Origin of the sequence: Flavobacterium soyangense, from assembly GCF_015277675.1 — a bacterium.
Classification (GTDB): Bacteria; Bacteroidota; Bacteroidia; order Flavobacteriales; family Flavobacteriaceae; genus Flavobacterium; species Flavobacterium soyangense.
Genome location: NZ_JADHEC010000037.1, coordinates 12,894 through 34,911, shown reverse-complemented (window position 1 = coordinate 34,911; position 22,018 = coordinate 12,894). Strand labels below are relative to the sequence as shown.

Here is a 22,018-nt window from a genome sequence, read left to right as displayed (position 1 = left end):
GCAATTCTTCTGAAATATAGGGAGGTAGGTTTTTTATTTTACAAAATAATCCTAGCATTTACTAGGGTTAAAAGGAATTTATTGCCTAAATCTTAGTTTTGTCGGTCGATAGTGATTATTAATATTGATAAAGTAGAACGCTTTAATAGCAGATTTGCCGAAATTGGAATCACAAAAATTCCATTAAGCAGACATAAAAAAGAAGATTTAGTCCGAGCCTTGGCGATTAACTAATAAAAATCAATATTTACAGTCACTTTTATTGATCTGTATTGTGCAACTGCCTCAAAACTATTCAACATTTTCTGGATAGTTTTTTTTGTGCCCAGCAAAGAGTGATTTTGTGGGATTTTAATCATTATAGTTCTAATGTATTCATTCCGTATTCTTGAAATTGGCGGCTCTTCCGGACCAAGAACCGGTATTGTTAAATTTTGCTGCATCACATGGTACAACCACATTGATCCTTCCTTAAGTTTATCAAAATCCCTGTGTTTTAAAGTTAGTTTTATGAGTTTAAAATAAGGAGGGTATTTATAGATTTGTCTTTCGTACAACTGTTCATTGTACATTGCTTCATAATCATTTTGCACTACTTGCCGAATGGTATTGTGGTCTGGGTTATAAGTTTGAATAATCACTTTCCCTTGTTTTTCAAAACGGCCGGAACGTCCGGAAACTTGTGTCATCATCTGAAAACTCCTTTCAAAAGCCCTAAAATCAGGATGATAGAGCATGTTGTCAGCATTCATAATACCCACTAAACTCACGTTTTCAAAATCCAGACCTTTGGCAAGCATTTGTGTTCCAACAAGAATTTCCACTTCTCGATTTTTAAAACTATCAATGATTTTCTCGAAGCCAAATTTTCCCCGGGTAGTGTCCTGATCCATTCTTCCTACTTTTGCGTCTGGAAACAATTCAACCAATTCTTGCTGAATTTGCTCTGTTCCAAAACCTTTTGTAGTCAAATGAATACTTGAACAACTATGACAATTCGTTGGTTTTGCCATCGAGTAACCGCAATAATGACAACGCAACTGGTTCTTGTGTTTATGATACGTTAAACTCACGTCGCATTGTGGACATTGCGGAACGTGACCACAAGTCATACATTCGATAACAGGAGAAAAACCCCTGCGGTTTTGAAACAAAATGACTTGCTCGCCCAATGACAAAGCAGTTGTGATTTCTTCAATTAATGTATCGCTAAAATGACCCGACATTTTCTTGCGAAAGTATTTGTCTTTCAAGTCTACCAATTCGATTTCGGGCATCTTTACATTGCCATATCTTTCAAAAATCTCGACCAAACCATATTTTCCGGATTGGGCATTGAAATAGGTTTCAATACTCGGCGTTGCCGAACCCAATAAAACTTTAGCTTTAAAACTGTTTGCCAAAACTATCGAAGCATCACGTGCGTGATATCGTGGCGATGGATCAACTTGTTTGAAAGTCTGCTCGTGTTCTTCATCAACAATGACAAATCCCAAGTTCGAAAATGGCAAAAACAATGCTGATCTTGCTCCAATAACAATTTGTGCTTTTGGCGATTGTTCTAAAACTTGCTGCCACACTTCTACCCTTTCGTTGTTGCTGTATTTCGAATGAAAAACCGCTACTTTATTGCCAAAATAATCACGTAATCTTCCAACTAACTGGGTGGTAAGCGCAATTTCGGGCAATAAATACAGAATTTGTTTTTCGTCCTTTATATATTCTTCAATGAGTTTGATGTAGATTTCGGTTTTTCCGCTTGACGTTACGCCGTGCAAAAGACAAACCTCTTTTTTAGAAAAATTATCCTTGATTTTTTCGAAAGCAATTTGCTGTGCTTTGCTTAATTGCAATTGTTCTTCCTTGGTTTTCCCGGAGAAATTTACCCGATCTACCTGAATATAATATTCTTCGAAAATTTCTTTATCAATCAATGCTTTTACAATTGCAGAAGTAGAATTAGCTGTTTCCGTAAGTTTTTTTACCGTAATTGGCTTTTTCTCCGAAGCACTTAATTGGAAAAAACACAGTACTATTTCCTTTTGTTTATTGGCATTTTTCAGGATTTCCAATAATTTACCCAAACCTTCATTGGATTCATATTTTGAATGTAATTTTACGTATCGAATGAGTTTTGGAGAATAAGTTTCTAACATTTCTTCCTGCAGAACCAGAATGTTTTTGTCTATCAATTTTTGGATAACAGGAAAAATATTCTTCTTATTCAAAATATTGATAATATCCTGAACCTTCAATGAACTTTGCTGTTGAAGCGCTTGATAAATCAGGTATTCCTCATCCGAAAGCAAGCTTTCATCCACAAAACCATCTTGCCTTTGTGAAATAATGGTTTCACTTTCAAGCAAAAGAGCCGACGGCATTGCACCTCGATACACATCACCGATGGCACACATATAATAAGATGCAATCCACTGCCAATGGGCGATTTGGATTTCAGTAACTATGGGTTTTTCATCTAGAATTTGGTGAATTTCCTTTGCTTCGTATAAAGTAGGCTTGTTTTCGTGAATTTCGATGACCAGTGCCGTGTAGATTTTACTTTTGCCGAAAGGCACTGCCACCCGCATTCCTTTTTTGATATAATTATACTCGGCTTCCGAAACACTGTATGTAAACGTTTTGGCAAGAGAAAGCGGTAAAATTACTTCGACGAAATGCATTTAGGATTCCTGTTTATTATATTATATTTGATTTGGTTCTTCTGTAAGTTTCTTTGGTTGATTGTGTTTTTGATGTTTGTGTTTTAACCGGCTGATTGTTGAGTTCAATTCAAAGCCAAGCAGCAAAATCACACAGTTAATCCAAATGTAAAACATCATAATTAATAAGGTTCCAATTGAACCATATAATTCGTTGTATTTTGAAAATCTTATTACCCAAATCCCAAAAATATAAGAATCCAAAATGATTAATATAGTAGTAAAGACAGAACCTATTGAAATAAATGCTCTGTATTTATCTTGTTTCGTGCCAAATTTAAAAAGTACGGAAGTGGTAATTAAAATCATTAGAATAACAAAAGCATATCGTCCTAAAATGATTAACGGAATCTGATCGTTTAATACGTCTTGAATCTTTGTGTTCTGGATAAAAACTTCAAAAACAACAATTATGGCGATGGTTGCCAATAATAAAACAGACAGCACCAACGACATTCCCAAAGCCACCAAATATTGATGCAAAAATCCTCTTTTGATAAGCACATGCTTTGATGATTCGAAACCGCCCAAGATGCCGTTAAGTCCATTTGCCATCAGGAAAATTGACAGGATAAACCCAGTTGAAAGCAAGCCGGAATGGCTATTATTAAGGATATCGCTTATGATTTTATAAATTGCATCATAGGTATTTGGCGGAACTCCTTCTTTTACAAATTGAAGAAAATCCAACTGAAATCCCTCAATGGGAATGTAGGGAATTAGATTTAAAATAAACAAAGCAAAGGGAAACAACGCCATAAAAAAACTAAAAGCAATTGCACTGGCGTGATAGGTCAAAGCACCTTCCATTATTCCAAGAATGTACAATTCTAATAAGTCATAAAAAGACAATCCCGCCAACCACGGCAGTTTAATCCGTTTTAGTGGACGAACTAAATTGCGTAAAATGCGGATCCTCTCAATTCTTTCTTCTATTTCTTTACTCATAATTTTTCAGATAGCAGACTGCAGATTGCAGACTGCAGGTTGCAGTTGCATATTGAAATATTCATAAAAATTTATCAGGATTATTCATCATATAATTTAATAGCTTGCCAACTTCAAGACTTTTTGATGTTAAAGTTTCAAACTTAATAGTATCAATATAATTACAAGCTTTTGAATATTCTAACCAAACCTGAGTTTCGGCATTTTCAGCATCACTGTCAGTCAATTTTGACACAAAATGTTTTTCATATTTTCTTTTTCTTGTTGCTTCAGCGATATTAGCCGATACACTTCTAGAGGAACGTTTAATTTGATCTGTCAATGAATATTTTTCTTCAGAAGGAAAAATTTTAGAAATTGAATAGATTTCCATTGCTAATTCAAATGATTTCTTATAAGCTAGTAAATCCTGAAATCTCATATTCTTTTTGTTTATATTTATCTTATCTGCCTTCTGCCGCCTGAAACCTGCTATCTGAATTTAAAAAGCCTTCAAACTCAAATCCATATTGTAAACTGAATGTGTCAGAGCGCCTGACGAAATATAATTGACTCCGCATTCCGCATAGGCGCGAATGGTTTCTTCGTTGATATTTCCTGAGGATTCTGTTTGGCATTTATTCCCGATTAAAGCAACTGCTTTTCGGGTATCTTCATAATTAAAATTGTCTATCAAAATCCTGTAAATTCCATCATTTTTTAGAATTTCCATTATTTCATTTAGATTTCTGGCTTCGACGATGATTTTTAAATCCAGGTTTTTTTCTTGGAGATAAGCTCTGGTTTTGGCTATGGCTAAAGTAATCCCACCGGCAAAATCAAGATGATTGTCCTTGAGCATTACCATATCATAAAGCGCAAAACGGTGATTTTCTCCGCCTCCAATTTTCACTGCCCATTTTTCGCAGGCTCTAAAACCTGGCGTTGTTTTTCGTGTATCAAGAATTTGTGTGTTTGTTCCTTGGAGCAAATCAACATAGCTTTTAGTTTTGGTAGCAATGGCGCTCATTCTTTGCATCGAATTGAGTACAAACCTTTCGGCTTTGAGGATGGATTGTGAACTTCCTGAAACATTAAAAACTACATCACCGTATTTTACAGGAGTTCCGTCTGTGATAAAGGTTTCCACTTTTAGATTGCTATCGACATATTCGAAAATCATTTTGGCGAAAGCCACGCCAGCAATAATGCCGTCTTCCTTGACCAAAAGTTTTGCTTTCCCTGTTGCCGAAGCCGGAATGCAAGCCAAGGAGCTATGATCGCCATCGCCCACGTCCTCACGAATGGCGTTTTTTATAATGAGTTGAAGTTCGTTGTTAAATTGTGTATCGCTAATCATTTTATGATAAAATTTACAGAATGCTAAAATAGCATTTTAATTGGTAATTTGAAAATTTGTGTGATTGTCAATTCAGAAACTTATAGAAATAGCTATTTTAAAAAAACAGAAATTTCAAGCGCATAATTAGGGAAATTAGCGACAAATAAAAATCATTTCAACAATTGGCAAGTATTTATTCCTACTTTAGCAATGTAAAAAAGAAGTGGTTTGTCATACAAAGCAATCCTAATAAGTGCAGATTAGTATGACAGAATCATACCAATTTACAAATTGTTCGTCGGTTTAAAGAAAACCAATTATTATGAAAATAAAAATGCTACTAATCAGTGTTATTTTATCCCAACAACTTATGGCTCAATCCTATCAAAAAATCCACGCCAAAGCGATTGTAGTAGATACTCACAATGATATCCTTTCTCAAACTATGGAAAAAGGATATGTATTTGATAATAACCTGAAAGGTCTTGCTCATAGTGATTTGGCCAGATGGAAAGAAGGTGGACTTGATGTACAATTATTTTCGGTTTTTGTGATGGAGAAAAAGAAAAACCTTTTGAGTTTGCCAATCGCCAAATGGATTCATTGGATGCTGTTGTAAAACGCAACCCTAATAAAATTGTAAAAGTGGCTAATAGCAAAGAATTATTTAAAGCTGTAAATCAAAACAAACTGGCTGCAATGATTGGTGTGGAAGGCGGTCACATGATAGAAAATAACTTAGACAATTTGGATTATTTTTATAAACGTGGCACAAGATATATGACACTTACCTGGAATAATTCGACAGATTGGGCAACAAGCGCTTTTGACGAAACTTTCAAAAAGGATTTAACTTATAAAGGTTTAACCGATTTTGGCAAACAGGTGGTGCAACGAATGAACTCCTTAGGAATGCTTGTTGATGTAAGCCACGTGGGCGAAGAAACTTTTAAAGATGTAATAAATACGACTACAAAACCTATAATTGCGACACATAGTTGTGTGTATAATTTATGTCCGCACCAAAGGAATTTAAAGGATTACCAAATAAAAGCCATTGCGAAAAATGGTGGCGTGATTCAGATCAATTTTTACTCAGGATTTTTGGATCCCAACTATTTTAAAAACAAAGATGCTTTTTTAGAAAAACATAAAGAAGAAGTTGATTTGCTTATTAAAAATGGCAAAAATGAGTATGAAATTGATGCGGAATTGTATTCTAAATACAAAACTGAATCTGATGCTTTGAGAGCACCTTTTTCATTATTAATGGAACATATTGAGTACATTATTAAATTAGTTGGCGTTGATTATGTAGGCTTGGGTTCTGATTTTGATGGTATAGAATCTCCTCCAAAAGAACTTGACGATGTCACTACTTATCCACTAATCACAAAAGCTTTGGTCGAAAAAGGATATAGTGAAAAGGATATTGACAAGATTCTGGGCGGTAATTTTTTAAGGGTTTTAAAATCCAATGAAGTAAAATAATAAATTCTAAAAAAATAGAAATCAAACATTAAAACAGTTAATCATCTTATTCACAATTAAATAGTTTTTAATATATTTACCAGTCATAAGAATACTGCCCCCGGTAATCTACTGTCAATTTTAATCTATATTTTTTTTAACTAATTAAGTTAAACAAACATATATGAATAAAAACAACACCATTTTGATAGTAGAAGATGAGATGATAATTGCAGCGAATATCTCATTGCAACTTACTCATTTGGGATATGAAGTAACCGGAATTATTCCAAGAGCCGAAGATGTCTTGACTCATATTTGTCAGCATGTTCCTGATATTATTTTGATGGACATTAATCTAAAAGGAGATTTAGACGGAATCGAATTGGTACATTTAATCCAGAAAGAATATAAAATTCCCATTATTTATTTGACTGCTAACTCAGACGAAGCTAATTTTAACAGAGCTAAAGCAACAAATCCGTATGCTTTTGTTTCAAAACCATTTAAGAAACTAGATTTACAACGAGCCATTGAGTTAACATTGGTTCGAATCCAAGAAGAGCAAAACAGTGAGAAAACCTTAGATATAACTTCAGAAGAACCTTTTATTTTAAGTGATTGTATTTTTATTCGCAGCCACGACAAAATGGTAAAGGTTTGCATAAATAACATTCTGTACATCGAAGCTGAACGAAATTATTGTAAAATTCATTGTAAAGACAAGGAACATCTATTAGTAATGACACTCAAAGATATAGAAGAAAAACTAACATCTAATACACTTTTACGCATTCATCGCTCCTTTATTGTCAACCTTTCTCATATTGACGAGATTGCAACAAGTCATGTCGTCATCGCAAAAAAAGCAATCCCACTAAGTGCAGAATTGAAGAAAAAATTGCTACAGCATATTCAAAAAGTATAATCTTCTAATAGCTATCTATGAATAAAATTATACTTTTTATTTTGCTTCTTCCTTTTTGCATAGGATTTTCCCAGAACTATTCTACCAAGAAACTTTCCTCTGCGGCAGTTTTAAAATTGAGTAATTCATATCTAAATAAAGCATTATTTTTTCAGGAAATCCCTCAATACAATCGAGATAGTTCTGCTCGTTATTATGACAAAGCCAGTAAATTACTCCAGGATAATTCTCCCATACAATATGAACAATTGGCATCTATTTATTTACATAGAAGTAATATTATTAGTTGTAATTATAGATTAACCGGAATAGATTCTTTAGCCGATATTGGATGGTCATACCTTACTAAAATTCCCCAATATAAGCGAAATAGCCTTTTGGAATATAACTTTCTGATTAATTGGGCTAGCATTAAACTTGAATTAGGAGAACACAAACAATCTTTAGCTCTATTTTCTAAAGCACTTACAATTGCCGAAGATTTTAATAGTCCTGAATTAGTAGCAAGGAATTTAATGAATAAGGGAGTTTTTTATGAAAGATACCATTTAGATGAAGAACAAAAATTATCTTTAGAAAACCTGTCAAAAAGCCTTTCTTATTATCAAAAAATTGGAGAAGCAAAAAAACCATTGGAACTCTTTTCTATTTACAAGTCAATATCCAGCCATTATACAGAACAAAGCAGTGACTCTGTTTATCATTATCTCCATAAAATAAAATCGGTTTTAAAATATACTAAAAACCCAATAATTCACGCTTGGTATTATGTTGTATTAGGAAGAAAGTTAATTAATTCGCCTGTTTATGGTCAATCAATAATTAGTCAAAAACAGTACGATGAAGGTAAAAAAAACATTATCAAAGCATTAAAAATAATAGAAATTTATAAAATTAAAACCAGTAGTATAACACCTTATGGCTATGGTTTATTGGCAGACTTAAATCTAAGGAACAAACAATATGATTTAGCAATCAGCAATTATAAAAGAAGTAAAGCCGGTTATCTTTTTTTAAAAAATCGTTATGCAGCAGAAAGTATGTCCCAATTTTTAGGTGAAGCATACCAGGAAAAAGGTAATTTGCCAAACGCAATAATGTATTTTAAAGAATATTTTGATCAGTCTTTAATTTTTGAAAAAGAAAAAAATGAACGAGGGTTACGTGAAAATGAACTGCAATTAAATCTGCTAACACAAGAAAAAAAACTTGTCTATAAGCAAAATCAGCAGATTATTTTTATTGTCGCTTTGCTAATTGTTTTAATACTGTTAGTCTTGTCATATAGAAATTACAGGTTAAAACAAAAAAGTAATAATCAGTTAGCATTACTTAATAATGACCTGGAAAGTAAAAATCTATTATTAGACAAAAAAAATGCTGAAAATGAATTACTTATAAAAGAAATTCACCATCGGGTAAAAAATAATCTAGAAGTTGTTTCAAGTTTACTCGCATTGCAATCCGCTCAAATTGATGACCCAAACACTAAAGAAGCCATAACCGAGGGACAAAACCGTGTTAATTCTATTGGGATTGTACATCAAAAATTATATCAAGGTGATAATCTTGGCACTATTGAAATGAAAGATTATTTCTTAAGCCTTAGCGAAAGCATTCTGTATAGTTATGGCAAAAAAGAATGCATAGATTTAAAATTAGTAATGGATAAACTTGATTTAGCTATTGATACCGCTATTCCATTAGGATTAATCATCAACGAATTAATGACAAACACAATAAAATATGCTTTTCCAAAAGGTGAAAAAGGAATAATTACCATCAAACTGGAAAAACAAAATCACACTATTCTTCATCTGGAAGTTGCCGATAATGGCATTGGAAAATCAGATATTACCCAAGGTACTGGTTTTGGAGGACAATTAATTTTATTGCTTACCCAACAATTAAATGGCAAAATAAAAGAAATAATACAAAATGGCACCACGATTATTTTTGAATTTAAATTAAATGAATCTGCATAATCTAATTTTTCCTTTCCTCACTCCCCTTCTTTCATAACTCTTTTTTTTACCCCGATAAATAAAATATATCCTTTGGACAGAATTTAACCCAATTCGTCCTAAGTCATAATTATTTCTGTCAGATTTGTATTTATTTAGACTAAGAATAAATAATTATTCTGTTAACTTAAAACAGTGCAATCATGGAATTATTTAAAAAAAGTATCACGAAAAAAATTATTTTAACTAGCTGTCTATTCTTTTTCGGGATAGTCGCTTTTAGTCAAAAAGAAGAAAAAAATGGCACAATTTACATCAAGCACCCTTATATAGATGCAGTAAATAATGCTGCTAAAGCATATCTGGCAAAAGATGATGCAACCAATAGAAAAATATACTCAGATACAGCAAGATTTTGGGCATCAGGCATGACAAAACGAGTTAAATTAGAAGAAGCCCTTAAAATGTGGGATTCCGATTTTGATTATTATACTGATGTTAAGCAAACCCCTGTAGGCTACCCTGATTATTTACATTATAAAGATCAAGATCAAAAATATGTGCAATCGTGGTGGAAATGGTCTGGAAAATCGAAAAAAACTGGAGAAGTTATTACTATAAATTTTGTACAATTTGACCTATTTAACAAAGACGGAAAAATTGCAGATGAAAGCCTTTACGGAGATTTTTCAAAAATGGTAAAAGAATAAAAAACTAGTTAAATCCACTGCTAACACAAAATCATTGGCAGTGGATTTTTAATTTAAAAATTATGAAAAAAGTAGGCATTATAGGTGGTTCCGGTTTCATAGGGAGCTATATCACTCAGGAATTTTTAAATAACGGCTTTCTGGTAGAAGTTTCTGCAACCGACATAACCAGAGAAGATAAATATGAACATTTAATGGCGTTAAACCATTCTGATAATTTACACATTAGTGAACTAGATGTCACAGAAAAAACAACTTTACAAGATTTTGTTTCCGATTGCGATATTGTCATTCATGGTGGAACGCCATTTATTCTAGATTTTGAAGATGCACAATCTCAATTATTTGATCCAACGATAAAAGGTACTGAGAACTTTTTAGAAGTAATTAGTCAAACCACAGGAATTGAAAAAGTAGTTTTTATTGCTTCTGTTGCAGCTTGGAACACAAACTTTCCTATGCCCGCTGGAACCAAAAATTTCAAAGATACTTTCGATGAAAATGATATTCGATTTACCAGTACTGAAAGTCATCCCTATGCACAAGCTAAATTTATGGCCAATCAGGTCGTGGAAAAATTCGTCAAAGACAATCCCAATTTATCTTTTGAAATCAGTTCTGTTTCGCCTGTAATGGTTTTAGGAAAATCAATGTCTAACAGAGAAGATTCTACTTCTTCGGCCATACAGTATTTAATCAAAAATAAAATAGCTCCTGACGATTTCTTTCAAGCACTTTATGATAACGATATGCCTTTTGCTATTGTTGATGTTGAAGATGTTGCCAAGGCTACTTTTAAAGTGGCGACAACAAAAGGATTGCACGGCAAAGATTATTTATTAACCAGCGAAACCTACAAAGTTTCAGATATGAGCGCAATGCTTAATAACCAAGAACCTAAAGAAAAGCCAAGTATTATTTATAAAAATGATTTGGCTAAAAAAGATTTAGGAATTCACTTCCGAGCTGTGAGAGAAACTTTGAATAATTATACTGATTAAATTCAAGTACAATGAAAAAAATAATATTCTTCCTTATTGCAATTTCATTTTTTGGAACAGTAAAAGCCCAAAACACAAACTTAACTTTTAATCATATCGCATTATCAGTAAAAGACCTTGAGCAATCAGCAATTTTTTATAAAGAAGTGTTACAACTTCAGGAAATTAACAATAAGACAAAAATGGAAGGCATTAGATGGTTTTCTCTTGGAGAAGGAAAAGAATTGCATCTTATATCGCTTCTGAAGGAACCGGTTACCACCAATAAAGCAGTTCATTTTGCATTGACAACTTCTTATTTGGATGCCTTTGTTAAAACATTGGAAGCAAAAAATATTCCTTATTCCGATTGGCCGGGAATTCCAAATAAAGTAAATCTTCGTGCAGACGGTATTAAACAAATCTATCTTCAAGACCCAAACGGTTATTGGATTGAAGTAAATAGTGTTGGAAATAAATAAACGCAATACTAATTTCAAAATCAGAAAAGCCGAAAACTGAATTAAAAAAGTAGGCACATTTAAATTTAATCAATATGAAATCAAAGATTCACGAATTCCATACAAAAAAAATTAAAAAAATCATGGGTAAAACAACATTCACAATGCTTGCCTTAATGGCGATGTTTACTTTTACTTCTTGCAAAAAAGAAAGTGATAAAGAAGTAACAACAGAACCAAAAGTTGAAGAAACTAAAACTCCTGTAGTTGAAAAAACCCTTGTATTTGAACCATTTAAAGTAATGGCTGTAACCCATATCGTAAAATATTTTGATGTATGGAAAAAATCTTTTGACGAACACGAAAGTATGAGAAAAGCTAATGGTATAACATTACGAGCAATGGGAAGAGACATGAAAAACCCAAACAAAGTTCTTATCTTTTTAAAAATAGATGATTTACAGAAAGCAAAAGATTTTGCAATGAGTCCAAACTTAAAAGAAGCGATGCAAAAAAGCGGTGTAATCAGCAAACCAGAGATTGTTTATGTTGATGTAGTGCGCTTTAAGGAGTCTCCACCAGAATTTAAAGACAGAGTAAGAGTGGGTCATAAAGTTAAAGACTTTGATGCTTGGCTTAAAATTTATGATGCCGAGGGTGCAGCAACTCGATTGGCCAATGGTCTTATAGACAGATCACTTTCAAGAAATATCGATGATCCTAATATGATTTATATCACTTTTGCTGTAAGCGATATGGCAAAAGCAAAAGCAAGACTTGCTGATCCTGCTCTCAAAAAAATAATGACTGATGGAGGTGTTATTAGCAAACCTGTAATAGATTTTTACACGAGTGTTGATTAAGAACCTACCCTTATTAAATTTTCCTTCTTAAAAAATAATTTTAAGGAGGAAAATTTTTATTAATCCAAACCATTGTCAAAATTATAACTTAAATAAAATTATGGAGAATAAAACACTTTTAAAATCGGCAATTTTAATGCTAGTAATTGTAGTGATAACAACTGCATTTTGTGAAATTTCATTAAGAAATAAAGGGATTCCTATTAGTTATGATGATGGCCCACCGCTTTGGTCACACAATAGGTCAATGGTTTATGAACCCTTTGATGATGCTGTAGTTTTTATTGGCTCTTCACGCATTAAATATGATTTAGACATACCTACTTGGCAAGGTATAACTAATATTCATGCAGTGCAACTAGCTATGGAAGGTAGCAATCCAAGACCAGTTTTAGAAGATTTAGCAAATGATAAAAACTTTAAAGGCCGACTGATTGTGGATGTAACCGAAGGATTATTTTTTTCGAACGCACCACCTAACAAAGAAGCACCAATCAAAAACATCAAATATTATCACGACATAACTCCGGCACAAAGGGTAAGTTTCATCTTAAACAAACCATTAGAATCAGAATTTATTTTTCTAAATAAAGATTATTTTTCACTCAATGCTCAATTAAATGTGTTAGAAATCCCGAGCAGACCTGGAGTATTTATTGAGCCTTTCTTTCCAATGGAGTTCAGCAATAACACTTTTGAAAGACAAATGTTTATGACTTCTGAATTTGTAGCTGATACCGTTTTACGAAACAAAGTAAAAGCAAATTGGGCCTTTTTTGCTAAAATGAGCAAGTTAACTCCACCAATGAAGGAAGCTGAATTAGCAGCAATTTTTAAATCTGTAAAAGAGGCAATTGACAAAATTAAAGCTCGAGGTGGCGAAGTGCTTTTTGTAAGAACACCTTCAAGCGGTCCTTATTTACAAGGAGAAAAAATGGGTTTCCCGAGAGAAAAATACTGGGATAAATTACTTGCCTATACTAATTGCTCGGGAATTCATTTTCTTGATTATCCAGAAATAGCCCATTTTGAATGCCCTGAATTTTCTCATTTAAGTCAACCGGATGCTAAAATATTCACCAAACATTTTATAGAAATTCTAGAAAAAGAAAAAGGTTGGAAACTTAAAAAATCCTAGAAAATAAAAATAAATTAACCAAAATCAACTCAATATGGTATTCAACTCCTATACTTTCATCGCCTTTTTTCTTATTATGCTGATTTTGCATAACCTTCCATTTTCATGGAGAACAAAGAAAATAAACTTACTATTGGCAAGTTATATTTTTTATGCTGCGTGGAATCCCCCATTTATCTTATTGCTTTGGCTTTCTACCATCATTGATTTTTATGTAGGGAAAGCATTATACACTCAGGAAAACCCATTCAAGAAAAAATTGCTTTTAGTTCTGAGCCTTATGGGAAATCTAGGAATGCTTTGTTTTTTTAAATATGGAACTTTTTTATTAGAAAATTTCGTGACATTAAGCAATGCTATTGGCTTCGATTTTCACCCAGCTTCACCTAGCATCATTCTTCCGGCAGGTATTTCCTTTTACACATTTACTACTTTATGCTATACTATTGATATGTATAAAAAGGAAAGTGAACCTGTAAAATCAAAGCTGGATTTTTCCTTATTTGTTACCTTTTTTCCTCACTTAGTGGCTGGACCTATTGTTCGTCCGCCACAATTGGTACCACAATTTGAAACCCCACGTTCAGCATCCCGAAAACAAATGATGGATGGACTACTCCTCCTATCATTAGGACTATTTATGAAAGTTGTATTAGCGGATAGCATGTTATCAGGAACGGCAGACACTGTTTTTGATTCGGCAGCTATTTTACCAGCACTTGACGCTTGGATCGGAGTATTTGCCTTTTCAGGCCAGATATTTTTAGACTTTGCGGGATATTCGACTTGTGCTATAGGTGTGGCTCTATGTTTGGGTTTTGTGTTGCCGCAAAATTTTAATTATCCTTATGCTGCCATTGGTTTTTCAGATTTTTGGAAAAGATGGCACATCACTTTATCGAGCTGGCTTCGTGATTATCTTTATATCCCACTTGGCGGAAGCCGTAAAGGGCAACTACGTACCTATTTTGCTTTAATGGTTACCATGTTATTAGGTGGGCTTTGGCATGGAGCCAATTGGACTTTTGTTGTTTGGGGTGGATTACACGGACTTTATTTATGGGCAGAAAAATTTATCAGGGATCGAAGAAGTCCTAAAGCTTACGAAGTAGCAATGCATAACAACCATTGGTCAGGGTTTTTCTATGCTCTTTTAACATTTATGTTAGTCAATATTACTTGGGTATTTTTTCGCTCCCATACCTTTGGGAGATCATGGCAAATGCTGGAATCTATGTTTGGAATAGCAACTGATGGAAAACCTTTATTGACCACATTAGCAATCATCAAAGTAGCAGTTATAATTCCATTTATTGTACTGCTCCATTGGTTTATGCGAAATACTAAGGTTCTTGAGGTAGCACATAAACTATCGTGGTGGTCACTTGGCATTGTGTGGTCTGCACTAATTTTGCTTTTGATTTGGGCACAAGAAAGCGGAAGTTCATTTATCTATTTTCAGTTTTAATCCTAATCCCATATTTATGCAAACAATAGCCATCCAAAAAAGAATCATGTCTATCGATATCCTCCGTGGAATTGCAATGGTATTAATGGCACTCGATCACGTGAGAGATTATTTTCATATAACTGCTTGGACAGATGACCCTTTAAATCTGGAAACTACAACTCCTGCATTGTTTTTTACTAGATGGATTACTCATTTTTGTGCACCAACATTTGTTTTTCTATCTGGAGTTTCTATTTATTTACAGAGTTTGCGAAAATCCAAAAAAGAGTTGAGTGCTTTTTTGATAAAACGTGGCTTGTGGCTAGTACTGGTTGATGTCACAATTCTTTCCTTTGGATGGTCTTTTAATCCAAATTATAATTTCATTTTTCTTCAGGTAATATGGGTCATTGGAATTAGTATGTTTTTGTTAGGATTACTCATTCAGGTTTCCTATGAATTTATTTTTGGATTAGGTTTATTGTTTGTTTTTGGCCACAATCTTTTAGATTTTATTGAAGCTGCTGGTGGTTATAAGCCAACTTTTTTATGGGATTTATTGCATCACGGCAACTTTGCTTTTTATAATTTATGGGGTTCACATACGGCGGTTGTTTTTTATCCAATAATCCCTTGGTCTGGATTAATGATGCTGGGATATTGCGCAGGAGTCTTTTTTACTTCCAAATATTCTGTTGAGCAAAGAGCTAAAATTCTTACTCGTATTGGAGTGGATTTATTACTTCTTTTTGTGGTGCTACGATTTATAAATGTCTACGGAAATCCCGAAGTATGGAGTACTCAAAAAAATAATTTTTATACTTTCCTTTCTATCATTAATGTGCATAAATATCCACCATCTTTAATGTATATGTGTATTACGATTGGGATTGCTTTGTTATCTCTAGTCCTGCTCGAAAAAGTGGAAAATAGATTTACACAAATAATGTCAATTTATGGCAGAACCGCTTTCTTTTATTACATTTTGCATCTTTATCTGATACATTTCCTTTGCATGATAAATTTCTACATAAACGGTCATTCGGTTAGTGAAAGTGTCGCTAATATTAAAACCAATCTTTTCTATTTTATAATTCCAGGCGAAGGATATGGATTAATTATAGTCTATATTATTTGGATTATAGTAATTCTTGCTTTATTTCCTTTATGCAAATGGTACGATGGCTATAAACAATTTCACAAAGAGAAATGGTGGTTGAGTTATTTGTAACTTAAAAGCCAAATAACAAATTGCAAATTTAAATTTATCTTTTGTCACAAAATATGAAAAAAAGAAAATTTCCTTCTGCCCAAACCATTTTATTGGTGAAAGCCACTTTTGTTGCTCTATTAACCTGGATTATTCCCTCGGGCAAATACGATAGTTTAACCTATAATAAATTAGACAACACCTTCATCATAAAGAGCAAAGGGAAAACAAGATTGATTCCTGCCAGCCAAAATCATTGGACCAACTTAACATCAAAATACCACACGAAAATTTTACAAACGGCGCTATTTACAAACCCATAAGCATTCCCGGTACCTATGAGGAAGTAACCGCCAATCCACAAGGCTTTTATGAGTTTGTCCAATCTCCTCCCATCAAGGGAATAATTGAAGCGCCAATATTATCAAAATTAGTTTTTATCTATCAAATACATCAAAGCAGCCATAGTCGCAGCACCTAATTCCAATTCTCTTTTATTAATGGCATCAAATTTATCATTTGCAGCATGATGATAATCGAAATAGCGTTGTGAATCAGGTTTCAAACCTGCTTTTACAATTGATTTAGATGTTAATGGTTCAATATCTGAACCACTATGACCTTTTACAAAACTATGGATTAAATAAGGTTCAAATAGGTTTTTCCAAGTAAGTATTTTATTGAAGTTTACATCATCACTTTCGAAATCGAATCCTCTTGGCGAAAATCCACCCGAATCACTTTCTAAAGCAAAAATGTGGGTTTCATTATTGGTTTTAGCCAATTCTTCATATTTTTTCCCACCTCTTCCTCCGTTTTCTTCATTCATAAAAAGTACCACACGAAGGGTGTTTTTAGGCTTATAGCCAATATTTTTGAATATATTCATCACTTCCATACTTTGCACGACTCCAGCACCGTCGTCTTGCGAACCATCAGCTAGATCCCAAGAATCAAGGTGTCCACCCACTACCATAATGTTTTCAGGATGTTCGGTTCCCTTAATTTCGCCAATGACATTATAGGATAAAACGTCTTCCATTTGCTGGCAAGATTGTTTCAAGTAGAACTTTAAATGTGGATTCACTTTTAAGGTTTTGCTCAACAATTCGGCAGCATTTGTACTAAATGCAGCTGCGGGAATATATTGGGATTTTGGAATATCACCATAACTTTGTGCGCCAGTATGTGGAAAATCATCTAATCTTAAATTCATAGAACGCACAATAGTTGCCAAAGCACCGTATTTTGAAGCTTCTTTTGCTCCATTATATCTTTGATCAACGCAACCGCTGTATGAATTAAAAGCTTCAATGTTTTCAGGATCCATTGGTCTGTTAAAAAAAACAATTTTACCTTTTAGTTTCTCTCCTAAAGCTTCTAATTCTTTGATTCCATTTACTTCGATAACTTCAGCAGTTATCCCATTTTTTGGAGTGGCAATAGATCCTCCAAGTGCACAAACAGGGATGTTTATTTTGATTTTATTATCCAAAATATAAGCTGATTCTTTAACCCCACGAACCCATTTTGGAACCATAACATCCTGAAGAAACACTCGGTCAAAACCTAAGGTTTCCAATTGGGCTTTCGTATATTGAACCGCTTTTTGGGCATTTTCTGAGCCTGATAATCGGGAGCCAATGGAATTGGACAAATAATCCAGCCAAGAATAACATTTAGAATTGGTTAACGATGATTTGTAGATTTGCTTGAGGGTTTGTTCATCATTAGTTTGTGCAAAAAGTGTAAAACCAGTAAAAATTAAAGCTGTTAAAAAAACTATTTTTCTCATAAAATTATTGGGCATTTTTTATTCTGATTTTTTTATCTCGGTTCGCGGACCAATTCCGTTATTATTGAAGGCTTCAATCTGAAAATAATACGCATCCGATTTGTCTAATCCATTAAAATAATATTCATTTTTTCCGTACACCATTATCGAGCCATACATTTTGTCTGACGATTTGCCAAAATAAATAACATAACCATCCGCCAAAGGTTCTTGCTGCCACTTAAACCAAACATTTCTGCGTTCTCCTTTTTTCTTTGGTTCGGTTCGCAAAGGAACAAAATTATTGACAATCCCCGGAGAATTTCCAATTCCTTTTCCAAAAACTCTAAAACCACATAAAGCAAATTTTCCTGTTGGCATTTGAATGTTCTCTATCTTCACATAACGCACCCGAATTGGTTTTTCGAGTTCGATGTAATCATGCGGAACATTTTTGGTGTTCTTACTTTTGTCCACAAGAATTTTCCAAGTTTTGGCATTATCAGAATAGTACAAAATATATTTATGACCAGTTGTTGTTGCTGGTTTTCCCATTAATTCTGCATCCTGATCGGCATAATTTATTTGAATGGCATTGATGGTACTTTTTTCTCCTAAATCAGAAATTAGATATTCTCCTTTGTTGGCAGATTTTGCAGACCAATAGGTTTTAATATCTTCATTAACAGCATAATTAGGCTGAAAACCGCCAAGAGTTGAAGAAACCTGAACTGGTTTATTGTAATTCAGTAACATCCAACCCGAGAAATTTTCGTTCAAATGATTTTTCTTTTCCGAAGGTAAAAAAGTGGGATAATCTCCGTAAGCGGTATATGAATAAAGGATTCCGTCTTTGTCAAAACCCGCCGGCCAAATGCCCAAACGGCGTTCAAAATTGTTTTTGGTACATATTGAAATACTTGAAACGTGCCAATAATCGTCATTTGCATCCTGATAAGTCGCACCATGCCCTGCTCCTCTTGCAAAACCTCCGGGTTTATAGGAAAACGGATTGTGAGATTGATATTCGAAAGGGCCAAGTGGATTTTTACTCACATAAACTCCATCTCCATAACCACTAAATTCGGTGCCTGGGCCACCATATTGCAGATAATATTTGCCATTATTTTTGGTCATAAATGCTCCTTCCATAAAAGGTTGGAGAAAAGTGTTGTCATTATTTTCGCCAAAACGTTCCCATCCGTGTTCGTCGTCATTTAGCGCAATTAATGGAAATATTTCTCCTTCAGGTTGAAAGGTTTTGCGATTTAATTTAACGCCATACAGCGGATATAAATTGCTGGAACCATAATATTCATAGACCTCATCTTTTTCTTTGTCCCAAAAAATATAAGGATCCCAAGCTCCGGCTTCTGATTTGTGAACGAGTTCTTTCCAATCGTCTTTCGAGGGATTTTTGCTCATCCAGATGGGAAATTCTTTACCTTGGGTTGAACCCACCACCAACAAAGTATCATTTACGAAAGACACTGATGGAGCGCACAATTCATCGTAAACTTTGTGTTCTGGACGAAGGAATTTTCGGGGAATAAATTGCCAGTCAAGCATATCTTTGCTATGCCAATAACCCCATTGATTAGTGGAAAATAAAAAATATTCCCCTTTGAAATAAGTGATTACCGGATCGGCAGTGGCTCGGTGTTTCCCTTGAGTCACAAAATTTGGGATTGGACAATATCCGTAATCGATATTGATAGGATTACAGTAGGTTTTTTGCTGGGCAAGAGCACTACTGTTTATCAATAAAACTATTATAATAGCCCTGATAGAAATGGAAAGCCAATTGTGTGAAAAATCTATTTTTTCCTGACGAAAAAAAGCGACCAAAGAAGCTCTTTTTTTGGCAATGGAAAAAAAGGTTTTTGAGCAATTGCTTGAAATGAAAAGCAGGATTTGGCTCATAAAAAAATTAATTAATTGGCTCGAAGCTGATTGCTGTTCCTCCTCCGGGCGCCAAATTCAATTTGATTTTTGACTTAGAAGTAACTTCTAATGTACTTATTTTGTATGCTATTGGATTGTTTTTCCAATCGGCATCTTTTGCATCCTCATAAATGATTGCTTTGTATTTTTTCTCTTTGGTAAGGAAGTCCAGTTTAATTTCAGATTTTCTGGCATTTTCATCGGTTATCGCTCCTAGAAACCATTTCTCTGAATTTTTGGCTTTTCGAACCACCGTCAAATAGTCTCCGGGTTCTGCTTCAAGGTATTTTGAATCTTGCCAATCTACTGCAACGTCTTTGATAAACTGAAAAGCATCAGGGTATTTTTCGTAATTTTCGGGTAAATCAGCGGCCATTTGCAAAGGTGAATACATCGTTACATATAAAGCCAATTGTTTTGCCAAGGTGGTATGGACTTGTTCTGTTTTATCCGGATTATAATGACTCATTTTAATTTCAAAAATCCCCGGAGTATAATCCATTGGTCCTCCAAGAAGCCTTGTAAAAGGTAAAATGGTTTCGTGCATCGGAGGATTTCCAACACTCCAAGCATTAAACTCAGTCCCACGGGCAGCCTCGGCGGCAATATAGTTGGGATATGTTCTGCCGTAACCTGTTGGGCGAGAACTTTCGTGGGAGTTGACCATCAATTTATAATCTGCGGCGCGTCTGGCAACATAATTAAAATGGTTAACCATCGTTTGCCCATCATGAAATTCCCCACGAGGGATAATTTTGCCTACATATCCTGTTTTTACCGCAGGGTAGTTGTATTTGACCATATTTTCGAAATCTCGATCCAAATGACGTTCGAAATTACCCACTGAACCCGATGTTTCACTGTGCATTATCATTTTTACATTTTTTGATTTGGCGTAAGCCGAAATAGCCGCGATATCAAAATCTGGGTAAGGTGTCGTGAAATCAAAAACCTCTTCTTTCCAGTTCCCAAACCAGTCTTCCCAACCCACATTCCAACCTTCGACCAGAACCCCATCGAATCCATTTTTTGAGGCGAAATCAATATACCTTTTGGTGTTTTCTGTCGTTGCCCCATGCTTTCCGGATGCCACTAAATCTTGATTTAGGTTGTTTTGGGCATTTTGGGAACCTGCATAATCCCAAGTGGATTTTCCAACGTGCATTTCCCACCAAATCCCAACATATTTCATAGGTTTTATATACGAAGTATCATCGATTTTGCAAGGCTCGTTCAAATTCAAAATCATTTTGGAACCCACGATATCCCTGGCATCATCACTGACCATAATAGTTCTCCAAGGCGAAACGCAAGGCGTTTGCAAATACGCTTTATCCCCAATGGCGTTTGGAACTAAAACGGATGTCAATTTAAAATCATTTACATCCGCTTTTAGGTGCATCACTGGGTAATTGACTACCGCTGCTTCAAAAACATTAAGATACAATCCAGTCGCTGTTTTCATCATCAAGGGTGATTGCACATTGTATTTTTCTGCAATTGATTTAGCGGCGATTCCATTATTTAAATCAACCTTATCATTATCGATACCCGAGAATTTGGTCTCATTGTATGGATATTCGTTGCTGTCAAAATCACCCGGAATCCAAAAAACTTTATGGTCTCCAGTCAAATTAAACTGGGAAACCTCATCGGAAATGATGAAATAGTTCAAGTCTTTTTGCTTTGGAAAATCATATCTAAAGGCAATACCTTCATCAAAAACCCTAAAAATGATGTTCATTTTTACGTGGGTTTCTTTTTGAGTAAGAGAAATTATAAGTTCATTGTAATGATTTACAATAATTGATTGTTCCCCTAAAACGGGTTTCCAAGATTCATTGAAACTAGAGTTTTTGACGCTATCTATTCCAAAATTAGCGTCCAGGGCGGGTTTGTTTTTTAACTTTACCCCCAAAAAACTCTCTAAAATTACCGGTTTACTATTGTAATTAACGGAATAAGAAGCTTGTCCATTAGATGTTAATTTAAAATTTACGGAAATTTTGCCAGAAGGAGATTGGATGCTTTGCGAATAACCCATGCTCAAGGTTAAAACTAAGAAGGAAGTAAGAAAATATTTCATTGCATTGGTTTTTTAGAACGCCAAATATAAAAAATAATGAGTCTTTATTGA

General features: G+C 34.1%; 17 protein-coding genes and 2 pseudogenes. 12 read left to right on the top strand and 7 right to left on the bottom strand.

From position 1 onward, the window contains the following. Positions 1-114: 114 nt before the first annotated feature. Positions 115-234: pseudogene (locus IR213_RS16390) on the top strand (DNA-binding response regulator); the annotation flags it as partial. Here the strand turns inward: IR213_RS16390 and priA are convergent. From priA to nadC, 4 genes are all read right to left on the bottom strand, one after another. After that, positions 231-2,681, bottom strand: coding sequence for a replication restart helicase PriA (gene priA, locus IR213_RS13795; protein WP_194312884.1), 2,451 nt, complete (start codon positions 2,679-2,681; stop codon positions 231-233). The pseudogene IR213_RS16390 and the gene priA overlap by 4 nt on opposite strands. 21 nt (positions 2,682-2,702) lie before the next feature. Next, a complete protein-coding gene (locus IR213_RS13790) occupies positions 2,703-3,668 on the bottom strand; it encodes a YihY/virulence factor BrkB family protein (protein ID WP_194312883.1) in 966 nt (321 codons plus the stop codon). 61 nt (positions 3,669-3,729) lie between these two features. After that, on the bottom strand, positions 3,730-4,089 hold the full coding sequence (locus IR213_RS13785) for a four helix bundle protein (protein WP_194312882.1): 360 nt from the start codon (positions 4,087-4,089) through the stop codon (positions 3,730-3,732). A gap of 60 nt (positions 4,090-4,149) precedes the next feature. After that, a complete protein-coding gene (gene nadC / locus IR213_RS13780) occupies positions 4,150-5,007 on the bottom strand; it encodes a carboxylating nicotinate-nucleotide diphosphorylase (protein ID WP_194312881.1) in 858 nt (285 codons plus the stop codon). Between the two features lie 304 nt (positions 5,008-5,311). On the opposite strand from nadC, the pseudogene IR213_RS13775 reads away from it, so the two are divergent. The 11 genes and pseudogenes from IR213_RS13775 (at position 5,312) to IR213_RS13725 (ending at position 16,486) form a co-directional block, all read left to right on the top strand. Next, positions 5,312-6,480, top strand: a pseudogene (locus IR213_RS13775) (dipeptidase). A 163-nt stretch (positions 6,481-6,643) separates the two neighbouring features. Further along, positions 6,644-7,387 carry a LytR/AlgR family response regulator transcription factor gene (locus IR213_RS13770; RefSeq protein WP_194312880.1) on the top strand — a complete coding sequence of 248 codons (744 nt, stop codon included), beginning with the start codon at positions 6,644-6,646 and terminating at the stop codon, positions 7,385-7,387. Between the two features lie 17 nt (positions 7,388-7,404). After that, positions 7,405-9,372 (top strand): histidine kinase dimerization/phosphoacceptor domain -containing protein, encoded by a 1,968-nt coding sequence (locus IR213_RS13765; RefSeq protein WP_194312879.1) that lies wholly within the window; start codon positions 7,405-7,407, stop codon positions 9,370-9,372. 182 nt (positions 9,373-9,554) lie between these two features. Next, positions 9,555-10,061, top strand: coding sequence for a hypothetical protein (locus IR213_RS13760; RefSeq protein WP_194312878.1), 507 nt, complete (start codon positions 9,555-9,557; stop codon positions 10,059-10,061). Positions 10,062-10,123: 62 nt separating this feature from the next. Continuing rightward, positions 10,124-11,062: an NAD-dependent epimerase/dehydratase family protein gene (locus tag IR213_RS13755; protein WP_194312877.1), complete on the top strand. Its 939-nt coding sequence runs from the start codon at positions 10,124-10,126 to the stop codon at positions 11,060-11,062. Between the two features lie 11 nt (positions 11,063-11,073). Then, positions 11,074-11,523, top strand: coding sequence for a VOC family protein (locus IR213_RS13750; protein WP_194312876.1), 450 nt, complete (start codon positions 11,074-11,076; stop codon positions 11,521-11,523). 74 nt (positions 11,524-11,597) lie between these two features. After that, positions 11,598-12,365, top strand: coding sequence for a hypothetical protein (locus tag IR213_RS13745; protein ID WP_194312875.1), 768 nt, complete (start codon positions 11,598-11,600; stop codon positions 12,363-12,365). Positions 12,366-12,465: 100 nt separating this feature from the next. Beyond that, positions 12,466-13,503: a hypothetical protein gene (locus tag IR213_RS13740; RefSeq protein WP_194312874.1), complete on the top strand. Its 1,038-nt coding sequence runs from the start codon at positions 12,466-12,468 to the stop codon at positions 13,501-13,503. A 34-nt stretch (positions 13,504-13,537) separates the two neighbouring features. Continuing rightward, complete coding sequence (locus tag IR213_RS13735; protein ID WP_194312873.1) at positions 13,538-14,971, top strand: MBOAT family O-acyltransferase; 1,434 nt, start codon at positions 13,538-13,540, stop codon at positions 14,969-14,971. Between the two features lie 16 nt (positions 14,972-14,987). After that, positions 14,988-16,184, top strand: coding sequence for a DUF1624 domain-containing protein (locus IR213_RS13730; RefSeq protein WP_194312872.1), 1,197 nt, complete (start codon positions 14,988-14,990; stop codon positions 16,182-16,184). 53 nt (positions 16,185-16,237) lie between these two features. Then, positions 16,238-16,486: a hypothetical protein gene (locus IR213_RS13725; RefSeq protein ID WP_194312871.1), complete on the top strand. Its 249-nt coding sequence runs from the start codon at positions 16,238-16,240 to the stop codon at positions 16,484-16,486. A 107-nt stretch (positions 16,487-16,593) separates the two neighbouring features. Here the strand turns inward: IR213_RS13725 and IR213_RS13720 are convergent, their stop codons facing one another. Genes IR213_RS13720 through IR213_RS13710 form a run of 3 tightly spaced genes read right to left on the bottom strand, consistent with a single transcriptional unit; the run spans position 16,594 to position 21,967 of the window. Next, complete coding sequence (locus IR213_RS13720) at positions 16,594-17,958, bottom strand: M28 family peptidase (RefSeq protein WP_194312870.1); 1,365 nt, start codon at positions 17,956-17,958, stop codon at positions 16,594-16,596. A gap of 18 nt (positions 17,959-17,976) precedes the next feature. Next, the gene (locus IR213_RS13715; RefSeq protein ID WP_194312869.1) at positions 17,977-19,860 is read right to left on the bottom strand and encodes a discoidin domain-containing protein; all 1,884 of its coding nucleotides are present in this window, start codon (positions 19,858-19,860) and stop codon (positions 17,977-17,979) included. 7 nt (positions 19,861-19,867) lie between these two features. Beyond that, positions 19,868-21,967, bottom strand: coding sequence for a glycoside hydrolase family 97 protein (locus tag IR213_RS13710; RefSeq protein ID WP_194312868.1), 2,100 nt, complete (start codon positions 21,965-21,967; stop codon positions 19,868-19,870). Positions 21,968-22,018: the final 51 nt, after the last annotated feature.